General features: G+C 49.1%; 15 protein-coding genes. 4 read left to right on the top strand and 11 right to left on the bottom strand.

Features of this window, described 5'->3' with window-relative positions:
* Nucleotides 1-63: 63 nt before the first annotated feature.
* On the bottom strand, nucleotides 64-3117 hold the full coding sequence (gene torS / locus SHEWMR4_RS05485; RefSeq protein WP_011621840.1) for a TMAO reductase system sensor histidine kinase/response regulator TorS: 3054 nt from the start codon (nucleotides 3115-3117) through the stop codon (nucleotides 64-66).
* Between the two features lie 56 nt (nucleotides 3118-3173).
* Here torS and torT point away from each other — a divergent pair, with 56 nt between their 5' ends.
* The gene (gene torT, locus SHEWMR4_RS05480) at nucleotides 3174-4241 is read left to right on the top strand and encodes a TMAO reductase system periplasmic protein TorT (RefSeq protein ID WP_011621839.1); all 1068 of its coding nucleotides are present in this window, start codon (nucleotides 3174-3176) and stop codon (nucleotides 4239-4241) included.
* Between the two features lie 18 nt (nucleotides 4242-4259).
* Here torT and torR read toward each other — a convergent pair whose 3' ends face one another.
* Entirely contained in the window at nucleotides 4260-4970 is a 711-nt protein-coding gene (torR, locus tag SHEWMR4_RS05475) for a two-component system response regulator TorR (RefSeq protein ID WP_011621838.1), read from the bottom strand.
* A 200-nt stretch (nucleotides 4971-5170) separates the two neighbouring features.
* Here torR and SHEWMR4_RS05470 point away from each other — a divergent pair, with 200 nt between their 5' ends.
* Nucleotides 5171-5542 (top strand): PilZ domain-containing protein, encoded by a 372-nt coding sequence (locus SHEWMR4_RS05470; protein WP_041408989.1) that lies wholly within the window; start codon nucleotides 5171-5173, stop codon nucleotides 5540-5542.
* Nucleotides 5543-5625: 83 nt separating this feature from the next.
* On the opposite strand, the gene radA is transcribed toward SHEWMR4_RS05470, so the two are convergent.
* On the bottom strand, nucleotides 5626-6990 hold the full coding sequence (gene radA, locus SHEWMR4_RS05465) for a DNA repair protein RadA (RefSeq protein ID WP_011621836.1): 1365 nt from the start codon (nucleotides 6988-6990) through the stop codon (nucleotides 5626-5628).
* A 101-nt stretch (nucleotides 6991-7091) separates the two neighbouring features.
* Here radA and SHEWMR4_RS05460 point away from each other — a divergent pair, with 101 nt between their 5' ends.
* Nucleotides 7092-9464: a PilZ domain-containing protein gene (locus SHEWMR4_RS05460; protein WP_011621835.1), complete on the top strand. Its 2373-nt coding sequence runs from the start codon at nucleotides 7092-7094 to the stop codon at nucleotides 9462-9464.
* 16 nt (nucleotides 9465-9480) lie between these two features.
* Here the strand turns inward: SHEWMR4_RS05460 and SHEWMR4_RS05455 are convergent, their stop codons facing one another.
* Both SHEWMR4_RS05455 and serB read right to left on the bottom strand, forming a co-directional pair.
* Nucleotides 9481-10482 carry an alpha/beta fold hydrolase gene (locus tag SHEWMR4_RS05455; RefSeq protein ID WP_011621834.1) on the bottom strand — a complete coding sequence of 334 codons (1002 nt, stop codon included), beginning with the start codon at nucleotides 10480-10482 and terminating at the stop codon, nucleotides 9481-9483.
* A gap of 82 nt (nucleotides 10483-10564) precedes the next feature.
* Nucleotides 10565-11557, bottom strand: coding sequence for a phosphoserine phosphatase SerB (gene serB / locus SHEWMR4_RS05450; protein ID WP_011621833.1), 993 nt, complete (start codon nucleotides 11555-11557; stop codon nucleotides 10565-10567).
* 79 nt (nucleotides 11558-11636) lie between these two features.
* Between serB and SHEWMR4_RS05445 the strand changes: the two genes are divergently transcribed.
* The gene (locus SHEWMR4_RS05445; RefSeq protein ID WP_011621832.1) at nucleotides 11637-12857 is read left to right on the top strand and encodes a YtjB family periplasmic protein; all 1221 of its coding nucleotides are present in this window, start codon (nucleotides 11637-11639) and stop codon (nucleotides 12855-12857) included.
* Between the two features lie 166 nt (nucleotides 12858-13023).
* Here the strand turns inward: SHEWMR4_RS05445 and deoD are convergent, their stop codons facing one another.
* From deoD to SHEWMR4_RS05415, 6 genes are all read right to left on the bottom strand, one after another.
* Nucleotides 13024-13734: a purine-nucleoside phosphorylase gene (gene deoD, locus SHEWMR4_RS05440; RefSeq protein ID WP_011621831.1), complete on the bottom strand. Its 711-nt coding sequence runs from the start codon at nucleotides 13732-13734 to the stop codon at nucleotides 13024-13026.
* A 91-nt stretch (nucleotides 13735-13825) separates the two neighbouring features.
* On the bottom strand, nucleotides 13826-15040 hold the full coding sequence (locus tag SHEWMR4_RS05435; RefSeq protein ID WP_011621830.1) for a phosphopentomutase: 1215 nt from the start codon (nucleotides 15038-15040) through the stop codon (nucleotides 13826-13828).
* A gap of 9 nt (nucleotides 15041-15049) precedes the next feature.
* Entirely contained in the window at nucleotides 15050-16381 is a 1332-nt protein-coding gene (deoA, locus tag SHEWMR4_RS05430; protein ID WP_011621829.1) for a thymidine phosphorylase, read from the bottom strand.
* A 184-nt stretch (nucleotides 16382-16565) separates the two neighbouring features.
* Nucleotides 16566-17336, bottom strand: a complete 771-nt coding sequence (gene deoC, locus SHEWMR4_RS05425) for a deoxyribose-phosphate aldolase (protein ID WP_011621828.1) — start codon at nucleotides 17334-17336, stop codon at nucleotides 16566-16568.
* A gap of 412 nt (nucleotides 17337-17748) precedes the next feature.
* Entirely contained in the window at nucleotides 17749-18588 is an 840-nt protein-coding gene (locus tag SHEWMR4_RS05420; protein ID WP_011621827.1) for an outer membrane protein OmpK, read from the bottom strand.
* 348 nt (nucleotides 18589-18936) lie between these two features.
* A complete protein-coding gene (locus SHEWMR4_RS05415) occupies nucleotides 18937-20196 on the bottom strand; it encodes a NupC/NupG family nucleoside CNT transporter (RefSeq protein WP_011621826.1) in 1260 nt (419 codons plus the stop codon).
* Nucleotides 20197-20234 lie beyond the last annotated feature (38 nt).

Below are 20234 nucleotides of genomic sequence, written 5' to 3'. Positions count from 1 at the left end.
TATAGAGTTAACGTCTTGTCGCGAATACTTTGCTGCTAATCGAGTGTTGCTAGCCCTGTGTTACTAATTCTGTCTTGCGAGCCATTGCTCAAGCGCTGTCATCGACACCTGCCAGCAGGCGGTTAATTCAGCCACGACTTTACTATCCAATACATTTTCCCCTGTGGTGTTGAGTGTTTTCTCCCACTGCTGACAACACTCGGTCAGTGCTTTTAGCCCCATGCTGGCACTGCTGCCCTTAAGCGCATGCAATAGTTTTGCGCCCTCGCTGAAATGCGCCACAGAGGTTAGCGCCGAGAGTCGCTCAATTTGCTCGGCACTGGAGCATCGATAGAGCGCCAAAATATCACTCACGGCTTTCACGCCTAAGACCTCAAGATCTTGCTGTAACTGGTTAAGATCTAACAAGGTTTCAGCTTGATGGCTCTGGCTGGTAGATTCTGCCTGATTTGGCGATTGAAGTGATTGTGCCGATTGCGACGATGACTCATACGGTAAAGCAGGCATTGAAGCTGGCACACGCGCAACGCCTAACCATTCTGTCAGGGTTTGCAGGCTCAAGGGTTTGGCTAACACAGTATCAAACCCAGCCTCCCGATACAGGCTAAGATCCTCCGTTTGCATCTGCGCGGTAAAGGCAGCGAACTTCACATTGTCATTGGCGAATAACGCCTTTAACTGGGGTAATAGCGTGAGTCCCGAGCCATCACTCAGCTGAATATCGAGCATCACGGCATCGAATGCCTTATCGCCACTCACATGCGCCAGCGCCTGCTGACAACTGACGGCCAAGCTGGAGCTGTGGCCTAAATGCGCCAAAAATCCCTGCGCGACCATGGCATTGACCTTGTTGTCTTCAATCACTAACACCCGTTGGGGATTAACCCGTTTTTGCACCTGAGTTTGCGTATCCAATGCCTTGTCACATTGGGTAAAGCTCAGCTCAAAACCAAACTCGCTGCCCTTGCCTGGCTCGCTCTTGACCCAAATTCCCGGCCCCTCGGCATCCATCAGTTCAACTAACTGTTTGCAGATGGCAAGCCCTAAGCCTGTCCCACGGCTGCGCCCCTGATTAGGCAATACGCAGTAAGGCATAAATAACTGCTCGCGCACTTCGGGCGCAATCCCCACGCCGGTATCGGCCACCACAAAGGCTAACTTATCGCCTCGTACGCTGACATTGAGACTCACGCCGCCTTCGGGGGTGAATTTAATGCCGTTACCAATCAAGTTAAACAGCACTTGCCTCAGCTTAGGGCCATCGATCTGAATACACGCGGGTAACTGGGGACGATTCAGCCTTAGGCTCAATCCCGCCAAATTGGCGCCCGCCACCATGATCGCCAGCACTTCATCGAGCAGGGCGTTGATATCCGTTGGCCGCGGCTCATTGGTTAAATTACCCTGCTCGAGGCGGGAGAAATCGAGAATATCGCTCAGCACGGTTTGCAGCAGCGTGCCGCTATATTGCGACAACGCGAGCATCTGTTGCTGCGCGGGCGGTAACTGGCTATGGCCGAGCAGGGTAAGCGTCCCGAGTAAACCATTGAGCGGGGTGCGAATTTCATGACTCATGGTCGCCAAGAATTGGGATTTTGCCTGACTCGCCTCCTCGGCAACGATTCTTGCCTTAGCGTGGCCTTTGGCCTCCGCATCGAGGCGCAGGTTGGCTTCGGCCAATTCCTGGGTCCGCGTGGCCACGGTTTGTTCGAGAGCCTTTTTATGCTCGGTCAGCTCATCAGCCACCTGGCGTAAATCCGCCTGCAATTTCAGATTATGGGCGGTTTTTCGCTTAAATGCCTCGATAGCATTGGCCATGGCGGTTAATTCATCATCGCCGTGGGCATCGAGGCTCACATTGGTGTCCCCTAAACTTAAGCGCGACATGGCTTCGGTCGCCTGATTTAATCTAAGGGCAATGCCGCGATAGATCACCCGGTAAACCACCACACCGATGATCACCAACATTAAGATGCCCGTGCCCCACAGCCCCAAACGGGCGTAGGACAACTGCATTAAATAATCGCTACGTGCAAGCTCTGCCCGCTGCTGCTGTTGATTAAGCGCACTGTCCACCAGCGTGTTGAGGCTATAGAGTTTTTCCGCTAACTCCTGTTGCTGCCGCTGTTGGCGCTGCAGGCTTTGGCTCAGTTCTCGCTGTAATTTAATGATTTTTGGGGTATGAAGAAGGATTGCCAGCTCCGCCTTTAGCGCCTTGAGCCTGCCGGGATCGCGAATAAGCTCAGATACTGTGGTGAGCGCCATTAAATCGATGCCAACATCACCCCTTGGCGGCTGTGTGACCGCGCTCGATGCCTGCTCGATTGCCGTTCCGAGTACGGGTTTACTCTGCGCCGCCGGATGGGAAGGCGTAGTGCTGGCAAAGGTGGCCAATAAACGGGGAACACTCAACTGTAGCTCGGACTGTAATTCTGATGCCTCAAATAACTGACTGAGCAGCGCAATTTGATGCACTAACTTGAGTGCGCGGTTGAGCTGCTCCTGCACATCTAACTCTCGCTCAATCACATCATCGAGCAATTGGCCACTGCGTTTATCCCCCGCCATATCCGGATAGGATTGGCTGAGTTTTGCCAAAATCGCCGAGTCGACGACCGCCAATTCGGATTGCAATAATTCAGAGGCATGACCTGCGGCAACCGATAATTCGCGGGCCCTAAGCTGTAACTCATCGCCTAAGGTAATGCGCTGGCCGACACTCTTACCCAATAAGGTTAGTTGCTCGATGATTTGCCCTGCTAATACGGATAAATGATTATCTTCGTTCACATCCAATGTTAGTAACACTTTGATGCTATTTAACATTGTGGCGCTTTCAAGGCTGAGCTTACGGCCGATAAATTCCCGCTGCCGCTCGTCCTCCACTTGGCCTAATTGGGTCACACCATCGGATAAGGCATTAGAAGCCTGCACTAATTGGCGCGCGGCTTGGGAGGCGGGTAAGGATTCTTCATACAGATAACTGTCGGCCTGTTTGAGCCAATGCAAACTCAGGCTACCTAAGCTAACCAGTAGCAACAGCAATACCCCAAGCACACCGAAGGCGAGCATGAGTCTGCCGGTTAAACTACTTCGCGATAAAGATAAAGGCGCCACGCTTATTCCTTCTGTTACAATGCATCCGAGATAATCACAGTGGATGATACGGGACAATGGGAAAATTTTGGCAAGCTTTGCTCACACTCACCACCTTTGGCCTGTTTTGTTTATCGGCAGCAGGCGCCAACAGCCAAACTTGGCCATTAGAGCTACGCCTTCCCTTTAATGCCAAGATTCAACAGGCGCAGGCACTTAATTATCATCCCCTGACTAAAGCACAACAGGCTTGGCGCATTTGTGCCTTAGTCCCCCACCTGAAGGATGCCTATTGGATTGGCATCGACTACGGGTTGATCCAACAGGCAAAACGCCTCGGCGTATCGCTTGATCTGTTCGAAGCGGGCAGCTATTACCATCAGGATAAACAACTCGAGCAATTAAGCGCCTGCATGAAGGGAGATTACGACGCGATTCTGCTTGGCGCCGTGAGTCCCAATCTGCTCGAACAGTTTCCAGAGCCACTAACTAAACCCGTGCTCGCCCTAGTCAATAAACTCAATGCAGAGCAAGTGCAGACCCATATCGGCGTTAACTGGTATCAAATGGGACTTAGTGCGGGCAATTTTATAAAAGCGGATGCCAAAGCACATACGCCCACCCAGCAGACCACCTTAGCCCTCTTAGCGGGTCCTGAAAACCTAGGCGGCACTGATTTAGTCGAACAAGGCATTCGCCATGCCCTCGAGGGCAGCAATGTCAGCATCAGCGCGATTCAGCATGCCGATAACAATCGCAATCTCTACCGCGATCAATTACAGATTCTGCTAAAAGCCCAGCGCCCAGACTATATTCTCGGCAGTGCGGTGGCGATAGAAGCCGCTGTCAGCACCCTCAAACAAAAACAGCTGACGCAAGACATCAAGCTGGTGAGCAGTTACTTATCCCCCGCGATTCTGCGCGGCTTAAAGCGGCAAAAAGTGGTCTACAGCAATGATGACTTGGTCGTGTTACAGGGCAAACTCGCCATCGATGTCACGGTAAAACAGCTCGAAGGCGCTGCGCCTTTTGGCGATATAGGTCCTGCTATCGTTGAGCGCACGACCTCACAAAATACCCTATCGGATCTTAGCTTTAGTCTCGCCGAAGCGGATTTTTATCCCCTGTATCAAGTGCGCCCGTAGCCTTTATTAGCACTCGGCTCAATCATCCACCTTAGCGGCAAACAAATAACCCTCACCATGGACAGTAACAAAGAGTTCGGGATTGAGCTTATTACGCAGACGGCGGATGATGACATCTATGGTTCTGTCATTCACATCCTGATTGCGATGGCTGGTTTGCTGCATTAAGCGCTCGCGGGAAAGTACCTGCTGCGGATGCAAAGCAAAGGCGGTTAATAACTCAAATTCGGCCTTAGTGAGCTTGATAAGCGTCTCCCCTTGGCGCAACTTACGGCTGTTTAATTCAAGCCGATAGCCTTCAAAACTCATCACATCATCGGGCTCGGATAATTCCTGCACCAGCGCTTGTTCGGCTTGTTTTACCAGAGAAATCCGCCACAGTAGGTTTTTAACCCTAACCAATAGCTCCCGAAGCTCGAAGGGCTTAGTCACATAATCATCGGCGCCCATCTCAAGGCCAACGATTTTATCAATCGATTCATCACGGCCCGAAACTAAGATAATCCCCACATGGGAGCGGCTACGTAACTCACGGGTTAAGCTTAAACCATCCACCCCGGGTAGGTTAATGTCTAACATAATTAAATCAATATGTTGACGATTAAACTCGTGCCACATCTGCTCGCCATCGGCCGCCTCGACAACGCGGTAACCTTCTTTTTCAAAATACCCTTTCAATCGAGCACGAATAACCGCTTCATCATCGACAACGAGCACACTATAGGCCATGTTCTACATCTCTTATTTTGCTTAACTGAATTATTCATACTTTTTCATATTTGCATATGAGGAAAAGGTAAAATATGCGATCTCCGTTACTTTCTCGCACAAAAAACTGCCGAACTTTTACAGTAACATCAATATGACATATGCTTAGGCATATTGATTGGGGTGAGCACTAACAAACTATGAACGATAAAAAAGTAGTGATTGATGAAAGACGAAAGTTCTCGCGGATCCTCTTTGCCGCTAGCGCATCGGTACACCAAGGCGATAAACAATGGCAAACCACCATACTCGACCTCAGCCTAAATGGCGCACTGGTGGACGAACCTGCCGGATTTAGCCATTCAAGTGAGCCAATCACCCTCAGTTTTACCTTGCCAGGCTCGGATATTGAGCTGCAAATGCAAACCGAGTTAGTGCATCAACGCAACCAACAACTAGGGCTTAAGTGCAAATTCATTGATGTGGACAGCATCAGCCACCTTAAACGCATCGTTGAGCTGAACTTAGGGGATGCTTCAATCCTGAATCGTGAATTGGCGCTCTTTATCGAAAAGCACAACAGCGCAGATTAAAAATAAAATGCTGTGTGACACAGCTTTATAAGCCAACGACATCATAAAAAACAGCGCCCTTGGCGCTGTTTTTGTTTTGATGATTATATCGCTTCGAGGGCTTCGGATAATTTTGCCACGCCCACTACTTCCATGCCCGCTGGCGGCTTTTTCGGCACATTGGCACGGGGCACGATCGCTCGCTTAAAACCATGTTTGGCGGCTTCAACTAAACGTTCTTGACCATTGGGCACGGGGCGAATTTCCCCAGATAAGCCCACTTCACCGAACACCACTAAATCGCTCGGTAAAATATCGCCACGGAAACTCGATACCATGGCCAGCAGCAAGGTTAAGTCGGCACTGGTTTCCGTCACTTTAACCCCGCCAACGACGTTGACAAACACATCCTGATCCGACATTTGTAACCCACCATGGCGATGCATCACTGCCAGTAACATGGCTAAACGGTTCGCATCCATGCCCACAGCGACGCGGCGCGGGTTCGACATCGCCGAATTATCCACTAGCACCTGAAGTTCTACCAACAGCGGGCGCGTGCCTTCCCATACCACCATCACTAAGGAGCCCGAGGACTCCTCCTCGCCGCGGGAGAGGAAAATCGCTGAAGGGTTAGCCACTTCCTTCAAACCACGCTCGGTCATGGCGAATACGCCTAACTCGTTAATCGCCCCGAACCGGTTCTTGTGGGAGCGCAAGGTGCGATAACGGCTGTCGCTATCCCCTTCAAACATCACAGAACAATCGATACAGTGCTCAAGCACTTTAGGCCCGGCGAGGCTGCCGTCTTTAGTCACATGGCCGACCATGATCACGGCGATACCGTTTTGCTTGGCAAAGCGAGTTAAATAGGAGGCCGATTCACGTACCTGCGACACACTGCCTGGGCTCGACGCCACATCGCTCATATGCATGACTTGAATAGAGTCGACGACGATGACTTTTGGCGATTCTTGCAGGGCGACTTCGCAGATCTGCTCCACACTGGTCTCGGATAACATCCTCAGTTTATTGGTCGGCAGCCCTAAGCGATGGGCGCGCATAGCGACTTGCTGCAGGGACTCTTCACCCGTCACATAGAGCGCAGGCATTTGCTCGGCTAAATGGCACAGGGTTTGGAGTAACAGCGTACTCTTACCCGCACCGGGATGACCGCCAATCAGAATTGCAGAGCCTGGCACTATGCCTCCCCCGAGCACACGGTCGAGCTCGCCAAAATGGCTCACAATCCGTGGCAAGGCATTAAGGTCAATTTGGTCTAAGGTTTTGACTTCGCTACTACCAGCACCGGCATAACCCGCAAACTTAGTTCCCCGTCCGGGCGAGGCGGCACCTAAGCGCACTTCAGTTATCGTATTCCACTCCTGACAAGCACTGCATTGCCCTTGCCAGCGTGGAAAATCCTGTCCACACTCATTGCACACGTACGCGGTTTTATTCTTTGCCATAACTTATTAAAATCTGTATAAAATCAATTTAAGTAACTGTGAATACTGCCGACATTAGACTAACACAGCACGCATAAAATCAGCATTAGAAAAGACCCTACATGAGTTTAGATAACCATAGTGCACTCATAGAACAGCTCAAGCCGCTGCTCATGGAACCGAATTTCCAGGAGATTTTCCAGCAGTTGACTGTCGATGAAAACAATTCGACCCGTTTTCTGCTGAAAATGGAGTTGAATCGTTTGGCTTCTCCCTGCACTCGGATTATCGATCTTAGAGACAAATCTGAGTTGCCCTGCACCGAAGTCATGCTCGGCCAACAGCGCCATTTTCTCGATGAGCCCGCCAAGCATAGTCTGCAAGCGGCCATGTCTTTATACCGCAATAAGTACACCTTAGGGGTGTATGAATATGTCATCGCCGCCCATCAACAGCGGCGACAAAAACTGCGTCAGGTAACACAACAAACCGATAGCGTCGAACCCGAGCCTTTTATGGTGCCCGGCGTGGTGCTCGGCAGTTATTTTAACCGCGCCGAAGAGCGGATGAATTACAGTATCCGCATTGCGGTGTCGCAACCCGGGCGGACGGAAATGCCGGGGATCACCGTCGATTTATCGGTTGGCGGTGCGCGCATTCGCTTGGCGGCGAATCATCCCTTCGATCTCGACAAGCCCCTTAAGGTCAAACTGCTCGAGCTGAGTGAAGAATATTACTACCCCGATTTACAACTCGGGGTCGATTATCAGATTGTCGATAGCCAAACCAATGGTGAATTCGTTTGGTTACGCTTACGCCGGATTGGTGGTACCGATGCTTTAGGTGAAATGCTGGGCAACTTAATCCGTGGTTATAAACTTCGTTATAAGCTGGATGTGAATGATGTCTTAGTGACGGCCTCGGGTTTGGGGTTCGAGCGTCATTACCTACCGCACCTGCCGCATCTGCCTTTGTTCCTCAATCAGCAGTCCCAATCCATCACCCATATGCTGCTGAGCCGCGACAATCAGCAGATAGTGCATTATTTTCAGGATGAGAATGATATCAGCCAGTTGCCCGCCATGCTGACGCCAGCAAGGCTCTCTGCGCTGGTCAATCATCCTGAAAACCCCGATTACGGATTATTTTTTAGCTTTACCTACAACGCTCAAGGCTCACTGTATTTTTACTCGGCCACCTTAGCCGAATTAAAAGCCAAGGGCATGACGTCTTTATTCCTCGGTTTTGCTTCAACGAAACCGAGCTGGCGGATTTTCAAACTCATCCCAGATAAGATTTACCATGCTAAAGGTTATCGCCGTGCGACCTTGCCGGGGGATGATGCCAAGTACAGCCCGCTGGTGGAGCAGCAATTGTCCCAGTTCAGCCATATGCTGCAACTTATAGACCTCACCAATGAGGATGAAAGGGCCAGCTACAAAGCCTGGCAGGACGACAGCAATGCCAATGCGCTCAAAGCCTTTGGCCAACAGCGCCTAACGGCACACCAAATCAAGCCAGTTTCGATGCAATTTAGTGAGCGTCGACAGGAGGCTCGTTTTGCCTTCAAAACCTTAGTCAATGTGTCACAGGGAGCCCTAAAAGCGACGGGGATAACCTTAGATATTTCAGGCCGAGGTATGCAGCTGACGCTGGATAATCCGACTGAGTTTGCCACCAACAAGCCAATAATGATCAGTTTGCCTAAGTTGCAGACCATTGCCGGTAAGACTCAGCTGGATAATTTACCCTACCGTCTAGTGCGTACCCGTAAAAATGGCGTGACGCTCCATTTAGCTGCGGTCATGGGTCACACGCCCCACGTTGGGGTGGAGTTTTTAAATAAACTGATCGCCCATAACCGTGAAAAACTCGAACAGCTGACCGAGAACAATAGCGAGATAAAAGAGCTCGCCGATGGTTTAAAAAACATTCTGCTACGCGAGCTGCACTCGGTCCCCTACTTTGTTGAAAAAACAACAAAATCGGCACAGGTCGCCTGTTTAGGGGTCAGCACTGAGCATGATGAAATCAGCGATATTTTTGCCGCAGGTTCCTCGGATACCCTGCAATATAATCTCGCGCCGCTACTAAAAGATGGATTCTTTAAACGGGACATTCTCGATCCTATCCGCCAAATGAAGCCGCAGCAGGATATGGATTTTATTGAGGTATTTATCCAATTAACCCGCCAGTCCCGCGGTCAATTCCATTTAAAATGTGTTCCCGCCACCGAGCTTGGAGATGCGCAGGCCAAAATCGCCTTTATCAACCAAAGTAAACTGGCGGGACGCTTTATGGCGCTGCGGATTTACCGTGGTGCAACCGAGAAACCGGATATGGGTTACCTGCGCCGCGAATTGGAATACATCAACATCCACGCAAACCACAGGGCGAAACAACTCGAGGAACAACTCTGGCGGATTATCGGTGTAGGTGAGCTACTCGATATCACCCAAGAGGTGGAGCTGCGCTATCCTGCTCTGCAAAAATAAACGAGGGTACATAGCCCTAGTCTTTTAACACCGCCAATTCAAACCCGAGATACCAATCGCGGATCAGCGGAAAATGGTCATTCATCGCATCCAGATGGGTCAGCATATCCGCATGACCATAGTCGTGTTTAAAGCCATTCGCCTTTGAGAGCAAAGTGTATTTCACTTGGCGAAAACCACATTCAGAGATCATATCGGCGACATCTTCGGGATGCCCAAGCACAGTGTCGTTTTGCCCAGCAATAAACCACGCGACGGGCCAGTTGGCCGCTTTCGCCGCCTTGCCATAATCGAAGCCATCGTCATGGTCACGCCACTCTCCACGCACCCAATCTATGCTTTGAGTTAATGAGGCCCGGCTCTCGTTATCCATGCCGACACGCAGTTTATCGGCGGCGAGATACCCCTGCCCCACGGCTAAACTCGGGGCGAGGCGATTCCAAAACACATCGACCATCAGCCATTTTTTAAAGGACTTCACTCGAATCGTGCGTTTACTACCAAAGGTTAGCAATGACCGTACACTCTGCTGCAAATCGGGGTAACGCGCTAAGGCGCTTGCCATCAACACGCCGCCCCAAGAATGCGCGCACCAATGCAGCTGCGATGGCGCCGGCTTTCCCTGCTCCTGACAACGCTGTTGATGTATCTTCAAAATATGCTGCTGCACTAATGGCAGCTGCTCGCGGATCACCTCCCCTTGCCCCAGAGTAAACCCACGCGCAATTTTGGGTAGACTCAAACCTCTGCCCGCCGTATCCAGCACATATACAGCAAAGCCCGCCTGAGCGAGAAAGCATCCTAAGCCTCGGCCACTCTGGCTGTAAAATACCCGGCCATTGGACATGGCGCCATGTAACATCAGGATCGGAGGCTTTGAAAAATCCGCATTAGCAGGCAACAACTGGCGCAGATGCAGCTGTCCATCTCGGTACGGAATATAGAGGGAAGTTTGTGCGGGCGTTTGCGCCGAGTGTTGGGATGAAGGGGAAGTCAAAGTCAGTCGCTGGTAGTCCATTAATGAACACTAAACTACCAGCTAAGCGTCAAAAAACAAGAGTCATTACTCTAATGTTCACGACTCGGAAACAGTGGATAAATTAAAACTGCAGCAGATAAGGCAATACCCGCAGATCTAAACTGCGGATCCGCGCATCAGCCGCCGCCGCAAGTTTAGGCTTAGCATGGAAGGCAATCCCAAAGTCCGCCGCCTGCACCATAGGGATATCGTTTGCACCATCACCGATGGCAACACGCTGCCCAACAGGGATCTGCCAGTCTTGGCTACAACGGTTCACCACATCGGCCTTAAACTGGGCATCGACGACTTTCCCCGTGACGGTTCCCGCGAGCTTGCCGTCCGCAATCACTAATTCATTGGCAAAGGCAGCGTCTAAATTCAACAGCTGTTTTAAGTGACCAACGAACGGCGTAAAGCCGCCTGAGGCCACAACGAGGCGCCAATGGTGCGACTTAAGCTCGGTCAGCATGGCCTCAAGGCCCGGCATCAGTGGCAAAGTGTCACACAAGGTTTGAATAATCTTGGCATCGGTGCCCTCGAGCTGGGCAACCCTTTGGCGCAAACTCTGCTCGAAATCCAGCTCGCCCTGCATCGCGCGCTCTGTGATCGCCGCCACTTGCTCGCCGACCCCTGCCATCGCGGCAAGTTCATCAATACATTCAATTTGGATCGCGGTAGAATCCATGTCCATCACCAGTAAACCAGGTTCGCTCAGTTTAGGTAATGGGCCACGAATAAGGTGTAACTCCACCTGCGATGGACAAGTGGCTAACAGCTCAGCACTCGGCTCCACGGGAAGCGCTAATTCCACACAATGCAGCGCCACTTGACGGCGAATAGGTGCGATGGAGAGCGAGGTTAATTTGAGGCTTTCAGCTAGAGAAACAATCCAAGCCGCTAATGAGTCTTCAATGCTTAAATCTTCGTAAATCAGACGCATAGCAAATCCGCTCTGGGATGGCCGCGTAGACGATTCCTGATAAGCCTCGAAACTGAGCCCCTGATATTCAAAGCGAGGTGAAGGGCTAGCAGCTAACCATACAAACAGCGCATTTTGGTTCAAGCTTTCCATAGGACTCGTGTTCTCCAACTATCGGGCTTACTCAGAATCAATTATGATTAGGCAAGCGCTCTAACTATTAAGGGTCAAAGTGTTATATCTTAAAGGGCTAAAGAAAAGCCATAAAATCAGTAGACTGCTCCAAATCGCCATCGCCCTGACCTTGATGGTCGGCTTAGTGCAATTGTGGCAGACAAGCCTACTACAAGGTCAGCTGCTTCTAAAGTCCCAAACGCAAAAGATGGCCAGATTACTGGTACAACAAACGGCCTACAGCGCAGCGCCCGCCCTACAATTGCAAAACGATGAGCAGCTCCAATGGCTGGCCAGCGCCTTAGTCGAAGATCCTAAGGTGATGTCGGCAGCCATTTTCAGCGACCAAGGTATACGCTTAGCCTTCGCCCAAAGCCTGACCAATGAAGCCTTAGATCCCGAATCGGAAGACATGAGTTTGCTCCTAAGCAAATATCCACCTTATGTCGAACCCGTGATCCAAGATGGAAAAAATTTAGGCTATGTCGAGGTTAGACTCGATACCAAACTATTTTTTAATGAAATCAAAGAAGCGCATAACCTAAATATGGAGCAGCAGCAAATGATGCTGCTGGTTGCCGGCCTTATCGGCATGTTGTTATCCCGCGCCTTGTCCTTTAAGCGCGCCGATTTTGACCGCCGTCGCACCCGCGCCAAATTGCGTAAAAACCCTAAGAAGAATAAAGCCATAAAAGTACCCGAAGCGGCCGAGGAAGCTAAGCCATCGGATAGTCAAGATACCCAGCAGGATGCCGTTATCGCAAGTGGCACTGAGGCAGTGCAAAAGCCGGCAGAAGCTAAAAAGGCAAAAGAAAGCAAAGCAGAACAGGATCTCGACACTCCGCTCTTGGAGAAATCGGCTGTAAGCAAGGCGCAGAATGAAGACAGCAATCAAGCCATTGCCGAATCTAAAGCGAAGAAAGCCAAAACAAGCGCAGAAACAAAAGCTGCACTTGCGCCAGAACCCGTATCAGAGAAAGCAGCAGAGAAAGCGCTTGATGTGAAGCCAGAGCTTAAACCAGAGATAAAACCAGAGAAAGAGACCAAGGATGAGTCATCATCTGAGCCAACGCCTCAGTCTCAGTCTCAGTCTCAATCTAAAACGGATACCAGAGAACAGGCGACTCAAGCTTCAGTCACCGAGGCGCCAAGCTCAACGCCCGCGCCGAATAAACCTAAGGTTAAATCGGTGCGTCGAGTGAAAACCACTGCGGCGAAATCTACCGCAGAGAAAGCCCCTGCTCAACCGAGCGATTTAGATACCGATTCTACGGGTTAATCGAGGCGTATCAGCTCAAACTGAAGCGTCTTGGGTTCAGCGCTGCATTGAGGATTGCCAATTTAAGATTCAGCAATACAGCTAAGCCGATTGAACTTGAGATAACGAGACAATAAAAAAGGGTTCGCAGTGCGAACCCTTTTCTTATAACGAAATTAGCGACACATTACAGCGTAATTGCAGCGTCTAATGTCATCACGATCATATCGTTGAACGTGGTTTGACGCTCATCGGAAGTGGTTTTTTCGCCAGTACGGATATGGTCAGATACAGTTACCACACACAGTGCACGGGCACCGAATTCATGGGCAACACCGTATAAACCAGCGGCTTCCATCTCTACGCCTAACACGCCCATTTTTTCCATCACGTCAAACATTTGTGGATCAGGAGTGTAGAACAGGTCGGCAGAGAAAACGTTACCAACACGGATCTTAGTGCCTTTCACTTTGGCAGATTCGATCACAGCATTCATCAGCTCGTAGTTCGCGATAGCAGCGAAATCTTGGCCTTTGAAACGTAAACGGTTAACTTGCGAATCGGTACAAGCACCCATGCCGATGATCACATCGCGCACTTTAACGTCAGTGCTGATCGCGCCACAAGTACCCACGCGGATCAGGTTCTTAACGCCGTAGTCTTTAATTAATTCAGTTGCATAGATTGAGCATGAAGGAATACCCATGCCTGAACCCATAACAGAAATACGTTTACCTTTGTAAGTACCGGTAAAACCTAGCATGTTTCGAACGTCAGTCACTTGCTCAACATTTTCTAAGAATGTTTCAGCAATATATTTTGCACGTAATGGATCGCCTGGAAACAGAACTGTCTCAGCGAATGCGCCCTCTACAGCATTAATGTGTGGTGTTGCCATCGAAATAACCCCTGTTTATTTTATTAAGACTTAAGTCTTTGTTTACTGGCGGCCCAATCTTGGCCGCCAAATCGAGATCTTGCACGTTTACTTAGATAAACGACTCACCGTATTCCATCGGCTCAAGCTTGAAGTAGCTTGCGATAGATTGGCCGATATCGGCGAAACTGTTACGGCGACCGAGTGAACCGGCTTTTAGCCCTGCGCCATAGGCCAATACAGGCACATATTCACGGGTATGATCCGTACCTTGCCATGTTGGGTCGCAACCATGATCAGCGGTGAGGATTAATAGATCGTCCTCATCCAGCAGCGCGAGCATTTCAGGTAAACGCGAGTCGAAATACTCCAGCCCTTTCGCATAACCTGCCACATCACGGCGGTGACCATAGTGGGAGTCAAAATCAACAAAGTTAGTGAATACAATAGTATTTTCACCCGCTGATTTCACTTCGTCTAAAGTCGCATCAAATAGCGCTTCTAAACCGTTTGCCTTCACCTTTTTGGTGATACCACAGTAAGCGTAAATATCGGCAATCTTGCCCACACTCACCACTTCACCACCGGCGGCTTTTAACTTATCTAATACCGTCTTCGCTGGCGGCTCGAGGGAGTAATCCTTACGGTTACCAGTACGAGCAAAATCGCTTGGGCCAGTGCCATCGAATGGACGCGCAATCACGCGGCCAATGTTGTAAGGCTCTAACTCTTCGCGGGCGATTTCGCAAAGACGATATAAATTTTCTAAACCAAATGTGCCTTCATGGCAGGCAATCTGGAATACCGAATCCGCCGAAGTGTAAAAAATCGGCTTGCCAGAACGCATGTGCTCTTCGCCTAATTCTTCCAGAATCGTGGTACCAGAAGCATGGCAGTTACCTAAAAAGCCATCGAGTCCTGCACGGGCGAGAATCTTATCTGTCAGCTCTTTAGGGAACGAGTTTTGGTGCTCGCTGAAATAGCCCCAGTCGAATAATACGGGCACACCCGCCATTTCCCAGTGACCGCTCGGAGTATCTTTACCCGAACTTAATTCCTGAGCGTGGCCATAGGCACCAATCAGCTCAACATCGTCCGCAAAGCCTGGAGCAAACGCCCCAGTGCTTTCCATCGCCGCATGGGCTAAACCTAAACGCGCCAAGTTTGGCAGCGTTAACGGGCCTTCACGGCCGATATCGGCTTTACCTTCGGCACACGCTTTAGCGATATGGCCAAAAGTATCAGAACCTAGATCCCCAAACTTGGCGGCATCGCCAGCGGCGCCCACGCCAAAGGAATCCAACATCATTATAACTGTACGTTTCATAATTCTTCCTTAAAGATCCGCTGCTCGGATATAAGCATAGATCTCAGGTGTTTTTTCTGGAGCGACTTCATCAATACGAATCGCTTTTTTCACGGCTTCTTCCGCCTGAGCAAAGGCATCTTCAGATTGCGCGTGGATCACGGCAATCGGCGTTGAAGCATCAATCTTATCGCCAAGGGCACAGACTTGCGTCAGACCAACACTGTAGTCGAGTGCATCACCAGGCTTGCGACGACCACCACCTAAGGTAACCACGGCTAAACCGAGTTCACGGGTGTCCATGCTGTGGGCATAACCTTGGGTATCCGCAAAGACAGGGCGAATAATTTGCGATTGCGGTAAGTACTTACTGTAATTTTCAACAAAATCGACTGGGCCACCGAGGCCTGAAACCATCTTGCCAAAGATCTCGGCAGCGCGGCCGTTATCTAATACTCGATTTAACTTGGCACGGGCATCCGCTTCATCGGTGGCGAGGCCGCCTAGGAGTAACATCTCGGCACAAAGCCCCATAGTCACAGCGTACAGACGAGGATTACGATAAGCACCAGTTAGGAAGTCGATGGCTTCTTTCACTTCAACCGCATTACCCGCACATGAGGCCAATACTTGGTTCATGTCGGTGAGTAAGGCCGTCGTTTTAGTGCCTGCGCCATTAGCTACCGCCGCAATACTGCGTGCAAGCTCTTCAGAGGCTTCGTAGGTTGGCATAAATGCGCCGCTACCGACTTTGACGTCCATCGCCAATGCATCGAGACTACAAGCTAATTTCTTAGAGAGAATAGAGGCGGTAATGAGGGAGATGGATTCAACGGTCGCAGTGTTGTCACGGATGGAATAAAAACGTTTATCGGCGGGAACCAGATCGCCAGTTTGGCCGATAATCGCCACACCAACGTCTTTAACTACTTTGCGGAACAATTCACTCGAAGGTTCGGTTTGATAACCGGGAATAGCGTCGAACTTATCGAGCGTACCGCCTGTGTGTCCGAGTCCGCGACCCGAAATCATCGGCACATAACCACCGCAAGCCGCAGCCATGGGGCCGAGCATGAGACTAATCACATCACCGACACCACCAGTACTGTGTTTATCGATGACTGGGCCATTAAGACCAAGTGATTGCCAATTGAGTACAGTGCCAGAATCGCGCATTGCCGTGGTCAAAGCGATTCTTTCATCCATATTCATGTCATTAAAATACACAGCCATGCCTAATGCGGCGATCTGACCTTCCGACACTGCATTAGTGGTTATACCCTTAACGAAGAACTGGATCTCTTCGGCGCTTAAGGCTAACCCATTGCGTTTCTTACGTATAATTTCCTGAGCTAGAAACATGATACTGCCTCCAAGCTAAATACTAATACAACATATCCGTTATTTAGCTTTGCAATGAAACATCAAAACTGTAGCAATATTACAATTACATGCTATCGAAGTTTTGATGTTTCCAACTAGATTTAGGTCACACTTAATTAGTTTCGATATACGATTTTGGTATTAATCGAGATGCAATGTTCGATTAATAACCTTGAGTCGGCTTAGGCGCATCGGCTAATTCTAATGTGTGTAACAAGCTGTTGAGTAAGCTTGAAGCACCAAATCTAAAGGTACGTGGAGAGACCCAATCCGCACCGAGAATACGCTCAGCCACACCTAAAAACTCTGCAGCTTGAGCAGCATCACGTACGCCGCCAGCAGGCTTAAAGCCCACTTTGGTGTTCTTTTCACTGATCACAGTCAGCATGATTTCGGCCGCTTCAATGGTCGCGTTGACTGGTACTTTACCGGTAGAGGTCTTGATAAAATCAGCACCCGCATCGATAGACAGTTCAGAGGCGCGGCGGATAAGCGCAGGATCGGCTAATACACCAGATTCGATGATCACTTTCAGTAATACATCGCCACAGGCTTCTTTACAGGCTTTAACTAACTCGTAACCGACACTTTCGTTACCTTCCATCAGCGCGCGGTAAGGGAATACCACGTCAACTTCATCGGCACCATAGGCAACGGCGGCACGGGTTTCTAATACTGCAATAGCAATATCATCGTTACCGTGTGGGAAGTTGGTTACTGTCGCGATTTGAATGTCTTCAGCGCCCAGCTCATCGAGGGTCTTACGTGCAATAGGAATGAAGCGAGGATAGATACAGATGGCAGCAGTATTACCCGCTGGCGTCACGGCTTTGTGACACAGGTCGATCACCTTCTGATCGGTATCGTCATCGTTTAAGGTAGTTAAATCCATAAGTTCGATGGCGCGTTGTGCTGCTTTTTTTAAATCAGTCATAATAGCTCTCCAAAAGAAAAACAAATAAATAGAAATCAGTCGCTTATAAGCAACGCTTAGAGGTGGCATTATTGTGATTATTTTTATTGGCCGGGCCTTCAGGCGATGCCGAGTAATTTGTGTAGGGCAAATTACATGTTTATTAGGTATTCAATCTTGCCTATACATAACACATAGGCATCCTGACACTTAAATTAACTATAAGTGATCACGACTTGAATCCTTGAAGACCGGAAGAGAGGATACGAATAATGTCTTGTTCCTACTTTTCCGCGAAAAATCCGTTTTAGCGCGAGAAAAACACAAACCTTTATATAAACGCACTGCTCAAATTATAAATGGGTTTAGATAAAGATTCATGACACATAAAAGATGGAGCCGCCATCGCGGCTCCAACGGCTCTTACAAGAAATTAGAACTTGTAAGTAGCTGACAGGTAGTGAGACCAACCTGTTGATTCTAGAGCTAGTGCACCAGCACCGTCTTCTAACAGGTAAACGTCTTTGAAGCCTTTCAGGCCATAGCCCAGAGCGTAACGATCTGAGTGCCAGTATAGACCGAAGAAGATGTTACCACCGTTAGAGGTTTTTGGTACGAAAGCAGTCTTGTCTTCGTCAGCACCGAATTGGTAATCGATATAACCTTGGAATGACAGGAAGCTCTTGTTGTCGAAGAAGTAGAAAGGCTTGAACCAGTTAGCAGAGAATTGGTAACCGTTCCACTCTTTCGCGTTCATGTCGTAGTAACCGTACAGGTTCATACCTGTTTTGCCTAACCAAGGCACGTTTACGTCAGCACCAACACCCCAGAAAGTAGAGTTAACGCCTTCACCGTTCAGACCGTCCCAGTTGAACAGAGTAGAGAAGTAAACTTCTTGGATTGGACCGAAAGATAAATCTTTGCCCGTTAATGCATCGATAGAAACACGTGGAGCAAATTTCATGAACAGTTTGCTGGTGCCTGAACCTGGGTTCTTGTCACCGTCTTTGCTGCTCTCGTTTGCTAAGTTGAATACGTCAACATAACCATAGAGATCGAAAATACCAGAGCGGCCGCCGAACTCCATTTCTAAGTAGTTGTGTTGGTCGCCAGAAGCTGGGTTATCAGGCTTTTCGCCGATAGAGTACATAGCGTTGAACTGCATCCACTTGTAGTCAGAACCGTGAAGGTCTGTACGATCTGCAGCAAATGCGTTACCAGAGATTGCAGCTACTGCTGTAGCAGCTAAAGCTAAAGTTTTAACGTTTTTCATCATCAACCCCATTATTTTGTTTGCTACCATCTAGGGTAGCGTTCTTTTTGTGGCGCTCGCATTCTACCTCGATTAAAAAAAATCTCAATAATCTAGTGTAAAATCACGAACACAAAATTCTTAATTGTGAACAAAGTCGCGACTTGTTGTTTACGAGTAATTAACTTAACCGTATGTCACGACCGTAAGACAGCATCACAGCTAAAGTTTAGTTGTAATCAGGCCTATACAATCGGAGAAACTATTCACTACAGGAATCACTACTGGAAAATGGTTGAATTAACTTAGGTCCTGCCCTGCATGGTCAGGACCCAGTAAGCGGGGATCGTCTCCCCTACACGCCTATACTTAGATAGCTAAGAACAGACCTGCAATTGTTGCACTCATTAAGTTAGCTAAAGAACCGGCGATAACAGCACGGATACCTAACTTAGCTAAATCGTGACGACGGTTAGGAGCCATAGCACCTAAACCACCGAGCAGAATCGCAATTGAAGACAAGTTAGCGAAACCACACAGTGCAAACGAAATAATCGCTTTGGTTCTGTCAGTCATTGCTAAGCCAGTTTCAGCAACAACCATACCGCCATCAGCGATGTCTTTTAGGTATGGCGCAAAGTTCAGGTAAGCAACGAATTCGTTAACAACGATTTTCTGACCGATGAAAGAACCAGCAACCAGTGCTTCGTTCCAAGGTACACCGATTAAGAAAGCTAAAGGCATGAAGATGTAACCAAGGATCAGTTCCAGTGTTAAACCTTCAACACCGAACCAACCACCTACACCACCGATGATGCCGTTGATCATTGCGATCAAACCAACGAAGGCTAACAGCATTGCACCAACGTTTAACGCTAAGTGCATACCAGATGAAGCACCCGCAGCAGCTGCGTCTAATACGTTAGCTGGCTTATCAGGATCTTCTGGTAATTCATCCATGTCGTTTTTAGCAACTTCAGTCTCTGGGTGCATCAGTTTAGCCATTAATAGACCACCTGGTGCCGCCATGAATGACGCAGCAACTAAGTACTCAATAGGCACGCCCATTTGCGCGTAACCAGCAAGTACTGAACCTGCGATAGAAGCTAAACCACCCACCATGATCGCAAACAGTTCTGATTGAGTCATAGTTGGGATGAATGGACGAACCACTAACGGCGCTTCAGTTTGACCAACGAAGATGTTAGCAGTAGCAGACATAGATTCTGTACGGCTTGTGCCTAATGCTTTTTGCAGACCACCACCGATGATACGGATGATCCACTGCATGATGCCTAAGTAGTACAGAACGGCGATCAGAGAAGAGAAGAACACGATAACTGGCAACACGTTTACCGCGAAGATAAAGCCAAGTTTGAAGTTAGCTAAATCACCAAACAGGAAGCCGATACCGTTTTGTGCATAACCGATAACGCTAGAAACCGCGTCAGATACACTTTTTAGGATATCTTTACCGACAGGAACGTACAGTACAAAACCACCGAAGGCGGCCTGGATGGCTAATGCACCACCCACAGTACGCAAGTTAATTGCTTTTTTGTTATTCGATAGGAGGAAACCTATCGCAAGTAGGACGACCACCCCTACTAAGCTCATCAATATATTCATTAACCATCACCCTATTGTTAACACTTTTTAATTATGTT

It is taken from the genome of Shewanella sp. MR-4 (assembly GCF_000014685.1).
GTDB lineage: Bacteria > Pseudomonadota > Gammaproteobacteria > Enterobacterales > Shewanellaceae > Shewanella.
Note: the sequence above shows the minus strand (reverse complement) of the source record. Positions and strands in the feature narration are given on the sequence as shown.